This window comes from Variovorax sp. IB41, from assembly GCF_016405905.1.
Lineage (GTDB): Bacteria > Pseudomonadota > Gammaproteobacteria > Burkholderiales > Burkholderiaceae_C > Variovorax.
In genome coordinates, this window is the sequence record NZ_JAEFCB010000008.1 from 107,596 (window position 1) to 119,877 (window position 12,282).

Annotated in this window: 9 protein-coding genes; 2 read left to right on the forward strand and 7 right to left on the reverse strand. The window is 67.3% G+C overall.

Going from position 1 to position 12,282, the window contains the following annotated elements; genetic code table 11:
• Positions 1 to 140 precede the first annotated feature (140 nt).
• On the reverse strand, positions 141 to 2,444 hold the full coding sequence (locus tag JC881_RS16550; protein ID WP_198786792.1) for an NADP-dependent malic enzyme: 2,304 nt from the start codon (positions 2,442 to 2,444) through the stop codon (positions 141 to 143).
• 248 nt (positions 2,445 to 2,692) lie between these two features.
• On the opposite strand from JC881_RS16550, the gene JC881_RS16555 reads away from it, so the two are divergent.
• Positions 2,693 to 4,033, forward strand: a complete 1,341-nt coding sequence (locus tag JC881_RS16555; protein WP_198786793.1) for an NAD(P)/FAD-dependent oxidoreductase — start codon at positions 2,693 to 2,695, stop codon at positions 4,031 to 4,033.
• Positions 4,034 to 4,255: 222 nt separating this feature from the next.
• Here JC881_RS16555 and JC881_RS16560 read toward each other — a convergent pair whose 3' ends face one another.
• The 3 genes from JC881_RS16560 to gcl are packed head-to-tail and all read right to left on the reverse strand — an operon-like array spanning position 4,256 to position 7,808.
• Positions 4,256 to 5,167, reverse strand: a complete 912-nt coding sequence (locus tag JC881_RS16560) for a 2-hydroxy-3-oxopropionate reductase (protein ID WP_198786794.1) — start codon at positions 5,165 to 5,167, stop codon at positions 4,256 to 4,258.
• 53 nt (positions 5,168 to 5,220) lie between these two features.
• Positions 5,221 to 6,000: a hydroxypyruvate isomerase gene (gene hyi, locus JC881_RS16565; RefSeq protein ID WP_198786795.1), complete on the reverse strand. Its 780-nt coding sequence runs from the start codon at positions 5,998 to 6,000 to the stop codon at positions 5,221 to 5,223.
• Between the two features lie 14 nt (positions 6,001 to 6,014).
• Entirely contained in the window at positions 6,015 to 7,808 is a 1,794-nt protein-coding gene (gcl, locus tag JC881_RS16570; protein WP_198786796.1) for a glyoxylate carboligase, read from the reverse strand.
• A gap of 192 nt (positions 7,809 to 8,000) precedes the next feature.
• On the opposite strand from gcl, the gene JC881_RS16575 reads away from it, so the two are divergent.
• Entirely contained in the window at positions 8,001 to 8,903 is a 903-nt protein-coding gene (locus JC881_RS16575) for a LysR family transcriptional regulator (protein WP_198786797.1), read from the forward strand.
• 3 nt (positions 8,904 to 8,906) lie between these two features.
• Here the strand turns inward: JC881_RS16575 and JC881_RS16580 are convergent, their stop codons facing one another.
• The 3 genes from JC881_RS16580 to JC881_RS16590 form a co-directional block, all read right to left on the reverse strand.
• Entirely contained in the window at positions 8,907 to 10,043 is a 1,137-nt protein-coding gene (locus JC881_RS16580) for an AI-2E family transporter (RefSeq protein WP_198786798.1), read from the reverse strand.
• A gap of 165 nt (positions 10,044 to 10,208) precedes the next feature.
• Positions 10,209 to 10,913: a GntR family transcriptional regulator gene (locus tag JC881_RS16585; protein ID WP_198786799.1), complete on the reverse strand. Its 705-nt coding sequence runs from the start codon at positions 10,911 to 10,913 to the stop codon at positions 10,209 to 10,211.
• 7 nt (positions 10,914 to 10,920) lie between these two features.
• Positions 10,921 to 12,270: a C4-dicarboxylate transporter DctA gene (locus JC881_RS16590; RefSeq protein WP_198786800.1), complete on the reverse strand. Its 1,350-nt coding sequence runs from the start codon at positions 12,268 to 12,270 to the stop codon at positions 10,921 to 10,923.
• Positions 12,271 to 12,282: the final 12 nt, after the last annotated feature.

A 12,282-nucleotide genomic window follows, 5' to 3' on the forward strand; every position in this document is an offset into this window, starting at 1 on the left:
AACGGTGCCCGCACGCGATTGGTGCGAACCCTTCCGGGCTGGCCACGGCGGTGCGCAACGGAGTGCTTCCAGTGCAAAAACACGAAAAAACGCCCCGCTGCGTCACCACGGCGGGGCGTTTTCGCTGGAGGCAGCGTGGGTTACTTCAGCGCGGTCGTCGCATTGGCCACCGCCAGCGCCGTCATGTTGACCACGCGCCGCACGGTCGACGAAGGCGTCAGCACATGCGCCGAGCCCGCCCCGCCCAGGAGGATCGGGCCGACCGTGATGCCGTTGGCACCGGTCATCTTGAGCACGTTGTAGAGGATGTGCGCCGAGTCCAGGTTCGGGCACACCAGGAGGTTCGCCTCGCCCGTGAGCGTGGTCTCGGGCAGCGCGGTGCGGCGCACTTCTTCCGAGAGCGCGGCGTCGCCGTGCATCTCGCCGTCGCATTCGATGTCGGGCGCCATCTGCGCGAACAGGTCGCGCGCCAGGCGCATCTTGCGCGCCGACCCGCGGCTGGAGGTGCCGTAGTTCGAGTGCGAGAGGAAGGCCACCTTGGGCGGCAGGCCGAAGCGGCGCACCTCTTCGGCGGCCATGAGCGCGATGCTCGCGAGCATCTCGGCGCTCGGGTCTTCGTTCACGTTGGTGTCGGTGATGAAGACCGTGCGCTTCTCCAGCGTGAGCGCGTTGAGCGTCGCGAAACCCGGCGCGCCGCGCTTCAGGCCAATCAGGTTGCGGATGTGCTCCAGGTGCACGTCGAAGCGCCCGACCAGGCCGCAGATCATCGCGTCGGCATCGCCCAGGTGCAGCATCAGCGCGGCGATGGTGGTGTTGGAGCGGCGCACCATGGTCTTGGCGGCCTCGGGCGTCACGCCGCGGCGGCCCATGAGCTTGTGGAAGGCTTCCCAGTACACGCGGAAACGCGGGTCGTCCTCGGGGTTGACGATCTCGAAGTCGGTGCCCGCGCGGATGTGCAGGCCCGCCTTCTTGATGCGCGCCTCGATCACGGCGGGGCGGCCCACCAGGATCGGGTGCGCCAGGCCTTCGTCGACGGCCAGCTGCGCGGCGCGCAGCACGCGCTCGTCCTCGCCCTCGGCGTAGGCCACGCGCTTGGCGGTGGCCAGCTTGGCGGCGGTGAACACCGGGCGCATGAACATGCCGGTCTGGTAGACGAAGCGCGTGAGGTGCTGGCGGTAGGCCTCCATATCCTCGATGGGGCGGGTGGCCACACCGGAAGCCGCGGCTGCCTTGGCCACGGCCGGCGCGATGCGCAGGATGAGGCGCGAATCGAAGGGCTTCGGAATGATGTAGTCGGGCCCGAACGAGAGCTCCTGCCCCGCGTAGGCCGTGGCCACTTCCTCGCTGATGTCGGCCTTGGTGAGGTCGGCGATCTCGCGCACGCAGGCCAGCTTCATTTCTTCCGTGATCTTGGTCGCGCCGCAATCGAGCGCGCCGCGGAAGATGTACGGGAAGCACAGCACGTTGTTGACCTGGTTCGGGTAGTCCGAGCGGCCGGTGGCGATGATGCAGTCCGGCCGCACGGCCTTGGCCAGCTCGGGGCGGATCTCCGGCTCGGGGTTGGCCAGCGCCAGGATGATGGGCTGCGTGCCCATGGTCTTGACCATGTCGGCCGACATCACGCCGGGGGCCGAGCAGCCGAGGAACACATCGGCGTCCTTCACCACGTCGGCCAGGGTGCGGGCGCCGGTGTCTTTCTGGGCGTAGCGCGATTTCGATTCGTCGAAGCCGCCCGCGCGGCCGATGTAGATGAGGCCTTTGGAGTCGCAGGCGTAGATGTTGGCGGGCTTGGCGCCCAGGCCGACCATCACATCGAGGCAGGCGATGGCGGCGGCGCCCGCGCCCGAGACGGCGATCTTCACGTCCTCGATCTTCTTGCCCACGAGCTCCAGCCCGTTGATGAGCGCCGCGGCCGAGATGATGGCCGTGCCGTGCTGGTCGTCATGGAACACCGGGATGTTCATGCGCTCGCGCAGCTTCTTCTCGATGTAGAAGCACTCGGGCGCCTTGATGTCTTCCAGGTTGATGCCACCCAGCGTGGGCTCCAGCGCCGCGATGATGTCGACCAGCTTGTCGGGGTCGTTCTCGGCCAGCTCGATGTCGAACACGTCGATGCCGGCGAATTTCTTGAAGAGGCACCCCTTGCCTTCCATCACCGGCTTGGCGGCCAGCGGGCCGATGTTGCCCAGGCCCAGCACCGCGGTGCCGTTGGTGACCACGCCCACGAGGTTGCCGCGCGCGGTGAATTCGACCGCCAGCGACGGGTCGGCGGCGATGTCCAGGCACGGATAGGCCACGCCCGGCGAATAGGCCAGCGACAGGTCGCGCTGGTTCAAGAGGGGCTTGGTGGGGGTGATCGAAATCTTGCCCTTGACGGGCGAGCGATGGTATTCGCGCGCTGCCTCGCGAAGTGCTTCTTCTGCGGGGGAGAGGGGTGCAGCCATGAAATGTCTCCTTGTTTCTGACGGGCAATGAGGCTACCGCAAAAGCGCGACCCTCTCCCGCGGGGGGAATGCCGAAAACGCCTGAACCCATAGCTTGCGCGAAACCGGGGCGGCCGGTTCGCTAAACTCCGGCGCTGTTGATCGAGGTGCATCCAGGTGAATCGAGGTTAACCATAAGAAAGCCGAGCCTTGCCGCGAGGGCGGCGGGCATCGTCAACCCAAACACAAAGACAACGGAGGGGCAGCGCATGACACCCGGACCTTTCACCAGCACCGACCCGGACGTCGTGGTCATCGGCGGCGGCCCTTCGGGCTCCACCGTGGCCGCGCTGCTCGCGGACAAGGGCCACGACGTGGTCCTGATCGAGAAGGCGCAGCACCCGCGCTTTCACATCGGCGAATCGCTGCTGCCGATGAACATGCCTCTCTTCGACCGGCTGGGCGTGCGCACCGAGGTCGAGGCCATCGGCATCAAGAAGCACGGCGCCGAGTTCGTCTCGCCCTGGCACGACCACACGAGCCACTTCAATTTCGGCGAGGCGATGGACAAGAGCTTTCCGTACGCGGTGCACGTGCGCCGCTCGGAATTCGACGAGCTGCTGTTCCGCCATGCCGGCAAGCGCGGCGCGCGCACCTTCGAGGGCCAGCGCGTCACCGGCGTGGACATGGACGCCGGCAAGGGCACGCCCGACAACCGCCCGCTGGTGAAGATCAAGGCCGACGACGGCACCGAGACGACCTGGCGCCCGCGCTTCGTGATCGATGCGAGCGGCCGCGACACGCTGCTGTCCAACCAGTTCGATGCCAAGCAGCGCAACCGCAAGCACGCGAGCGCCGCGCTCTACGGCCACTTCGCCAACGCCGAGCGCCGGCCCGGGCGCTTCGAGGGCAACATCACGCTCTTCTGGTTCGACCACGGCTGGTTCTGGTACATCCCGCTGAAGGACGGCACCGTGAGCGTCGGCGCCGTGGCCTCGCCCGCGTACTTCAAGCGCCGCCAGGGCGCGTCGCTCGAAGACTTCCTCATGCAGACCATCGCGCTCGCGCCCAAGCTGGCCGCGCGCCTTGCGAACGCCACGCTGATGGAGGGCGCCACCACCACCGGCAACTACGCCTACGACTCCAAGTTCTGCCGCGGCGACCGCTTCATGATGGTGGGCGATGCCTACGCCTTCGTGGACCCGATGTTCTCCTCGGGCGTGTACCTGGCGATGAACAGCGGCTTCGAGGCCGCGACCGCGGCCGACCACTGGCTCAAGGGCGAAGCGAAGGAGGCCGAGCGCGCCTTCCGCCACTACGAGAAGGTCATGAAGCACGGGCCGAAGATGTTCTCGTGGTTCATCTACCGCATCACCTCGCCGGCCATCCGCCGGCTCTTCATGAACCCGCGCAACGTGTGGCGCATGCAGGAGGCGCTCTTGTCCATCCTGGCCGGCGACCTGTTCCGCGACACGCCCATCGGCCCGCGCTTCTGGGGCTTCAAGGTGACGTACTACGCCTCGTGCATCGGCATCCTGCCGCAGGCCGTGAAGACCTGGGCATGGCGCAGGCGGAACCTGAAAGAGTCGCTGGAGGCAGCGAAAACCTGACGCGATGCCTTCGCGTCATCACCGTTCTCCCTGAGCCTGTCGAAGGGCCAGCGCCCGATCGGGCGAGGCTTCGACAAGCTCAGCCCGAACGGTGGTCGTAAAGGGAGCGCCCTGGGCTCGAGAGCAGCCCGCTCACACTGAGCTTGTCGAAGTGCTGGCGCAAGGCTTCGACAAGCTCAGCCCGAACGGCGGTCATGACGCCGCCCGAACGGGAGTGATCGATCAGTCCGGCGTGACGGTGTGCTGGGCGAGCGCTTCGAGCGCGCGCACCAGTGCCGAGTGATCCTGCTGCCCATGGCCGAGCGCCGCGCAGGCGTTCATCAACTGGGCCGCACCCGCCGTCTGCGGCAGTGCCACGCCCAGCGAACGCGCGCTCTGCAGCGCGAGGTTCAGGTCCTTCTGGTGCAGCGCGATGCGGAAACCCGGCGCGAAGGTGCGCTTGATCATCCGTTCGCCGTGCACTTCGAGGATGCGCGAGCTCGCAAAGCCGCCCATCAGCGCCTGGCGCACCTTGGCCGGATCGGCGCCCGCCTTCGAGGCGAACAGCAGCGCCTCGCCCACCGCCGCGATGTTCAGCGCCACGATGATCTGGTTGGCCACCTTGCAGACCTGGCCGTCGCCCACGGCGCCCACCAGCGTGACGTTCTTGCCCATCTTGTCCAGCAGCGGCTTCACGCGCTCGAAGGTGCCTTCGTCGCCGCCGCACATGATCGTGAGGCTCGCGGCCTTGGCGCCCACTTCGCCACCGGAGACCGGCGCGTCGATGTAGCCGCAGCCAAGCGCCACGATGCGCTTGGCGAAGGCCTTGGTGGCGATCGGGTCGATGGAGCTGCAGTCCACCACGATCTTGCCGCGCGAGTCCTTCAGGCCCTCGGCCACGCCGTGCGTGCCCGGCTCGCCGAACAGCACCTTCTCCACGTCGGGCGTGTCCGGCACCATGATGAAGATGATGTCCGACTGGCGCGCCACTTCGGCGGCAGAGGCGCAGATCTTGGCCTTGGAGATGAAGGGCTCGGGCGTGTTGCCCTGCGTGTTCACGAAGAGCTGGTGGCCGGCGTCGAGCAGGTGGCCCGCCATGGGCGCGCCCATGATGCCGAGGCCGATGAATCCGATTTTCTGGGGTGTGGTCGTCATGTCTCTTTTTTCCAATCTGAAGTCGTGTCTTGTTGCCTGGCTTATTGCCTGTCTTATTGCGTGAGCGCTTCGCGCCATCCGAGGCCGTCGACCGTGTCCTTGCGCGGCTTGTATTCGCAGCCGATCCAGCCGTCGTAGCCCAGCGCATCGATGTGCCTGAAGAGCCACGGGTAGTTGATCTCGCCCGTGCCCGGCTCTCCGCGGCCGGGGTTGTCGGCCAGCTGGATGTGGCCGATCTGCGCGAGGTGCTTGGTGAGCGTGTTGCCCAGTTCGCCCTCCATGCGCTGCGCGTGGTAGATGTCGTACTGCACCTTCAGGTTGGGCGAGCCCACCGCCTCGATGAGCGCGAGCGCCTTGTCGGTGCGGTTCAGATAGAAGCCCGGAATGTCGAAGGTGTTGATTGGCTCGATCAGCATGCGGATGCCCGCGGCCTCCAGCTCCCGCGCGGCCAGGCGCAGGTTGTCGATCACCGTGCGGTTCACCACGTTGATGTCGGCGCCCTCGGGCACCTTGCCGACGAGGCAGTTGACCTGCGGGCAGCCGAGCGCGCTCGCGTAGTCGATCGCCATGCCGATGCCTTCGGCGAATTCGCCGGTGCGGTCGGCCAGGCACGCGATGCCGCGCTCGCCCTTGTCCCAGTCGCCGGCGGGCAGGTTGTGCAGCACTTGCGTGAGGCCGTTGGTGCGGAGGGCTGCGGCGAGTTCCTTCTTCTCGAAGGGGTAGGGGAAGAGGTACTCGACCCCCTTGAAGCCCGCCTTGGCGGCGGCTTCGAAGCGTTGCATGAACGGCAGCTCGGTGAAGAGCATCGTGAGGTTGGCTGCGAACTTGGGCATGTGCGTCTCCGTGCTCAGTCCAGCATCTCGGCCGCGACCGCGGTGGGCGCATCGGCGGGGTGCTCGGCCAGCGGCTCGAACTCGGTGATGTTGTCGATCTCGGTGCCCATCGCGATGTTGGTCACGCGCTCCAGCATCACCTCGATGACCACCGGCACGCTGAACTCGGCCATGAGGGCCTCGGCGCGCTGGATGGCCGGGGCGATCTCTTCCTGCTTGTTCACGCGGATCGCCTTGCAGCCCAGTCCTTCGACGACCTTCAGGTGATCGACGCCGTAGCTGCTCTCGATGCCCGCGTCGGGGCCGGCGTTGATGTTGTCGAACGCGAGCTGCACGCAGTAGTCCATCTCGAAGCCGCGCTGCGCCTGGCGGATGAGGCCCAGGTACGAGTTGTTCACCACGATGTGGATGTACGGCAGCTTGAACTGCGCGCCCACGGCCAGCTCCTCGATCATGAACTGGAAGTCGTAGTCGCCCGAGAGCGCGACGATCTTGCGCGTGGGGTCGGCCGCGCGCACGCCCAGCGCCGCGGGAATGGTCCAGCCCAGCGGGCCGGCCTGGCCGCAGTTGATCCAGTGGCGCGGGTTGTACACGTGCAGGAACTGCGCGGCCGCGATCTGCGAGAGCCCGATGGTGCTCACGTAGCAGGTGTCGTTGCTGAAGTTGTTGTTCATGCACTGGTACACGCGCTGCGGCTTCATCGGCACTTCGTCGAAGTTGGTCTTGCGCAGCATGGTCTTCTTGCGCTCGATGCACGACCTGGCCCACTCGCGGCGGTCGGTGAGCTTGCCCGCGGCCTTCATTTCCTCGGCGACGGCGACGAACTGTTCGAGCGCGGCCTTGGCGTCCGAGACGATGCCGAAGTCGGGCGTGAACACGCGGCCGATCTGCGTGGGCTCGATGTCCACGTGCACGAATTTGCGGCCCTTGGTGTAGACGTCGACCGAACCGGTGTGGCGGTTGGCCCAGCGGTTGCCGATGCCCAGCACGAAGTCGCTCGCGAGCATCGTCGCGTTGCCGTAGCGGTGGCTGGTCTGCAGGCCGCACATGCCGGCCATGAGTGGATGGTCGTCGGGAATCGCGCCCCAGCCCATGAGCGTGGGGATCACCGGCACGCCGGTGGCTTCGGCGAAGCGCACGAGCAGGTCGGACGCATCGGCGTTGATGACGCCGCCGCCGGCCACGATCAGCGGGCGCTCGGCGGCTTGCAGCATGCCGATGGCCTTCTCGATCTGGGCGCGCGTGGCGGCCGGCTTGTAGGGCGTGAGGGGCTCGTAGCTGTCGATGTCGAACTCGATCTCGGCCATCTGCACGTCGAAGGGCAGGTCGACGAGCACGGGGCCGGGGCGGCCCGAGCGCATCAGGTGAAAGGCCTGCTGGAACACCTGCGGCACCTGGCCGGGCTCGCGCACGGTGACCGACCACTTGGTGACGGGCTTGGAGATCGATTCGATGTCCACCGCCTGGAAGTCTTCCTTGTAGAGGCGCGCGCGCGGCGCCTGGCCCGTGATGCAGAGGATCGGGATCGAATCGGCCCAGGCCGAGTACAGGCCCGTGATCATGTCGGTGCCCGCCGGGCCCGAGGTGCCGATGCACACGCCGATGTTGCCGGCCACCGCCCGCGTGTAGCCCTCGGCCATGTGCGAGGCGCCCTCGACGTGGCGCGCGAGGATGTGCGAGATGCTGCCGCGCTGGCGCAGCGCCGAATACATCGGGTTGATGGCCGCGCCGGGCACGCCGAAGGCCTGCGTGACGCCTTCCTTTTCCATCACAAGCACGGCGGCCTGTACTGCTTTCATCTTTGCCATGGACTGTCTCCGTTAAGTGACGTCCACTGTAGGAAGCGGGGGCCATTCGAAGAAGACGGCTGCGGACCATAAAACCTATTCCATGGCGGAATAACTGGCTACCATGGTCATCGCCGGGCCGCCCCGAGGCGACCGCGCCCCCTTGGGGGGCAGCGATACACGCAGTGATGAGCGTGAGGGCAAGGAGTACTCATGGACAGACTGTTGGCAATGGAAATGTTCGTGCGGGTCGTGGAGACCGGCAGCTTCTCGAAAGCCGCGCGCGAATTCAACACGACGCAACCGACCGTGACCAAGCAGATCGCGGCAACGGAAACGCGGCTGAAGGTGCGGCTGCTCAACCGCAACACGCGCGGCGTGAGCCTCACCGAGCCGGGCGCGCTCTATTACGAGAAGTGCAAGACCATCGTGCGCGACGCCGAGGAGGCCGACAGCATCGTGCAGCTGCGGCAGAACCAGGCGCAGGGTCTCTTGCGCGTGGGCACCTCGGTGGCGTTCGGGCGGCGCGTGGTGGTGCCGCTCGCGCTCGAATACATGCGCCGGCATCCGCAGGTCCAGCTGGACCTGAGCTTCGAGGACCGCTACGTCGACCTCATCGCGCAGGGCATCGACGTGGCGATCCGCATGGGCAAGCTGGCCGATTCATCGCTGGGCGCGCGTTATCTCGGCGCGAACCCCTGGGTCATGGTCGCGGCGCCGGGCTACCTGAAGAAGCACGGTACGCCCAAGCGCGCGCAGGACCTGGGCGCGCACGTGGCGCTCATCTACAGCAGCGTGGTGGGCGACGAGTTCTGGCGCATGCACACGCCCAAGGGCGAGCCGGTGACGGTGCCGGTCTCGGGGCGCTTTCGCTCGAACAACCTCTCTGCCGTGCTGGCCGCCGCGCGCGACGGACTGGGCATCGCGCTCATGCCGCGCTATGTGGCGAGCGAGTCGATGGCGGCGGGCAAGGTGGTCGCGGTGCTGGGCGACCACGCGCTGCCCGAGCAGGAGATCCACGCCGTGTTCCCGTCGCCCAAGCTGGTGCCGGGGAAGGTGTCGGGGTTCGTCGCGTTCCTGCAGGGGCGGTTCGACGAAGGCTGGTGGAGCGCTTAGCGCTCAGCCTTTGTGCTTGTGGTTCTCGGGCAGGGCGGCCGGGTCGGCGGCTTCAGGCGCCTGCGGCGGCTCGATCACCTGGTGGCCGTTGCCCACGTGGCCCGAGTCCGCGAACAGGCTCCACGCCGCCATGAACAGCGCCGCGATCACCGGCCCGATCACGAAGCCGTTGATGCCGAAGATCGCCATGCCGCCGATGGTGGACATCAGCACGATGTAGTCGGGCATCTGCGTGTCCTTGCCCACCAGCACCGGGCGCAGGATGTTGTCGACCAGGCCGATCACGAACACGCCCACGAAGATCAGCACGCCCCCCTGCCAGAAGTGCCCCGTGGCCAGGAAGTAGATGGCCACCGGCCCCCAGATGAGCGCCGCGCCCACAGCGGGCAGGAGCGACAGGAAGGCCATCAGCACCGCCCACAAGAGCGCGCCCTGCACGCCGAGGAACCAGAACGCCAGCCCGCCGATGGTGCCCTGCGCGATGGCCACCGCCACGTTGCCCTTCACGGTGGCGCGGATCACGGTGGTGAACTTGTTCAGCAGGTAGTGCGTGTGCGGCTTGGCGAGCGGCACGGCGTCGCGCATGGTCTTGGAGAGCGTCGCGCCGTCGCGCACCAGGAAGTACAGGAGGTACAGCATCACGAAGAAGCTGACGATGAAGTCGAAGGTGTTCTGCCCGATGGTCAGCGCCTGGCCCGCGATGAGCTGGCTGCCCTGGCCCGCGGCGGCCGAGATGCGGTCCTGCCAGGCCTGCATGTCGCCCAGGTTGAAGCGCTCGAAGATGTTGAGCAGCCACTGCGGCGTCGCGTTCAGGATCTGCTGGAAATACGCCGCGAAGTTGATCTGCCCCGAGCGGATGTTCTGCGTGACCAGCGCGATTTCCTGCACCAGCGACACGCCCACCATCGCCAGCGGCAGGATCACGATGAACAGGCAGATGGCCAGCGTCGAGAGCGCTGCGGCGTTGCGCTTGCCGGGCATCTTCCTGAGCAGCCACTTGTAGAGCGGCGTGAACAGGATCGCCAGCGCCACGCCCCACAGCACCGCGCCGAAGAACGGCAGCAGCACCCAGACGAAGGCGGCGGTGACGGCGGCGAGCAGGGCGAGGAACACGCCGCGCTGGAGTTGGGGTGAATTCATAGGTGTCTCGGACTGTAGCCGAGCGCGGCGGCGCGATCCTGTCAGCGGGCACGCCCTTGTGCACCGCAGCGCCGTGGGAAGCCGCATCCGCGCGAAACGCCCGCCTGCCGGGGGCGGCGTGCTATGTCATCGATAGCGCGCCGCGGCACTAATGCACGGATGGCTTCAGCGTTTGGCGCGCGGCAGCGCGACCGGCGCCAGCGTGGCGCGCAGGCGGCTCGGCGCATCGGGCTCGGCGGCGGCGTCCACTTCGAGCGCGCGCTCGACGTTGCCGATGTGCTCGAGCATCAGGCGGCGCGCCTTGTCGGTGTCGCCTTCTTCGAGCGCAGCGACGATCGCGCCATGCTCCGCGCACGACTGCCCCGCCTCGTGCTTGGACTGGTAGAGCGTGGCGGCGAGCGTGGTGCGCGCCGTGAGGTCGCGCAGCACGTCGACCAGCAACTGGTGCCCCATCTGCTCGGCGAGGCACACGTGGAAGTCCGCCAGGAGGAAGGCGCGCGTGGCGGCATCGGCGCCTTCGATGGCGCGCTGCTCGTCGGCGATGTGGTCGCGCAATTTGCGGATCACCTTGCCGAGCGGCCGGCCTTCGCTCTCGGCCAGGATGCCGGCCTCGACGATGCGGCGCGCCGAGAAGGCATCGCGCGCTTCCTCGGCCGAAGGCTCCACCACGTACCAGCCGCGGCGCGACTGCACCTCGACGAAGCCGCGCGCCTGCAGCTGCATGAGCGCCTCGCGCACCATCGTGCGGCTCACCGCGAAGTTCTTGGCCAGGGCCTGCTCGCCCAGCCGCTCGCCCGGCGCGAGCTTCTGCGCGAGGATGGCTTCGACCACGCGCTCGGCGATGGCGGTGGGGCTGACGTCGGCGGGCATGTGTTTTTCAGTGGGCGGTGGAAGCTGCGGTGCCGGTGTTTACCACGGGCGCATCGAGTCCCGCGGGCGCTTCGGCCAGCGGCTCGTCGTCCGGCGAGTAGGTGCCGTCGAGCACCGCATGCGCGCGCTCGCGGTCGATGTCGCCTTCCCACGCGGCGATCGCCACCGTGGCCACGCAGTTGCCGATCAGGTTGCCCAGCGCGCGGGCGATGCCCATGAACCAGTCCACCGACAGCACCAGCACCAGGCCGATGGCGGGGATCGCCGGAATCGCATGCAGCGTCGCGGCCAGCACCACGATGGCCGAGCCTGGCACGCCGTGCGCGCCCTTGGAGGTGACCAGCGCGATCGCAAGAATCGTGAGCAGGTCCGCCATCGAGATGGGCGTGTTGGTCGCCTGCGCGATGAACACCGCCGCCAGCGTGATGTAGATCGAGAAGGCATCGAGGTTGAAGGAATAACCCGTCGGGATCACCAGCCCCACCGTCGAATCGCGGATGCCTATGCGGCGCAGCTTGGCCATGATCTGCGGCAGCACGCTGTCCGACGAGGTGGTGGCGAACACGATGGTGAGCTCTTCGCGCAGGTACCGCAGCAGCTTCCAGAGGCTGAAGCCCGAGAGGCGCATCACCAGCCCCAGCACCACGAACACGAAGATCAGCACCGCGCCGTAGAAGAGCGCCACCAGCATGCCCAGCTGCTTGAGCGAGCCGATGCCGTACTGCCCCACCGTGAACGCGATGGCGCCCAGCACACCCAGCGGCGCGAGCTTGATGATGATCCCCATGATCTTGAAGAGCACCAGCGAGAGCGCATCCACCACCACCGCCACCGGCTTGCCGCGATCGCCCAAGAGCGACAGCGCGCAGCCGAACAGCACCGCGAACAGCAGCACCTGCAGCACGTCGCCCGTGGCGAAGGCGTTGACCACCGTGGTGGGGATGAGCTTCATCAGGAACTCGACCGTGCCGCCGCTGGTGAGCTTGTCGGCGTTCGACGCGTAGGCGCTCATGGCGGCCGGATCGAGCTTGGCCGGGTCCACGTTCATGCCCGCGCCCGGCTGGAACAAGAAGGCCAACGCGAGGCCCATGGCCAGCGCGATGGTGGTGAGCACCTCGAAATAGATCAGCGCCTTGACGCCCACGCGCCCCACGCGCTTCAAGTCGCCCGCGCCCGCGATGCCGTGCACGACGACGCAGAACACCAGCACCGGGATGATCATCTTGATCAGCTTGATGAAGCCGTCACCCAGCGGCTTGAGCTTGACGGCGTACTCGGGCCAGAAGAGGCCGGCGAGCACGCCCAGCACCAGCGCGATGACCACCTGACCGAAAAGCGATTTGGCGAAGCGAGGCATGGGGAGTCTCCT

Coding starts and splice junctions, on each gene's coding strand:
- JC881_RS16575 (WP_198786797.1), top strand. CDS start 8,001: ATGGACAGACTGTTGGCAATGGAAATGTTCGTGCGGGTCGTGGAGACC.
- gcl (WP_198786796.1), bottom strand. CDS start 7,808: ATGGCAAAGATGAAAGCAGTACAGGCCGCCGTGCTTGTGATGGAAAAG.
- JC881_RS16590 (WP_198786800.1), bottom strand. CDS start 12,270: ATGCCTCGCTTCGCCAAATCGCTTTTCGGTCAGGTGGTCATCGCGCTG.
- JC881_RS16555 (WP_198786793.1), top strand. CDS start 2,693: ATGACACCCGGACCTTTCACCAGCACCGACCCGGACGTCGTGGTCATC.
- JC881_RS16550 (WP_198786792.1), bottom strand. CDS start 2,444: ATGGCTGCACCCCTCTCCCCCGCAGAAGAAGCACTTCGCGAGGCAGCG.
- JC881_RS16585 (WP_198786799.1), bottom strand. CDS start 10,913: ATGCCCGCCGACGTCAGCCCCACCGCCATCGCCGAGCGCGTGGTCGAA.
- JC881_RS16580 (WP_198786798.1), bottom strand. CDS start 10,043: ATGAATTCACCCCAACTCCAGCGCGGCGTGTTCCTCGCCCTGCTCGCC.
- JC881_RS16560 (WP_198786794.1), bottom strand. CDS start 5,167: ATGACGACCACACCCCAGAAAATCGGATTCATCGGCCTCGGCATCATG.
- hyi (WP_198786795.1), bottom strand. CDS start 6,000: ATGCCCAAGTTCGCAGCCAACCTCACGATGCTCTTCACCGAGCTGCCG.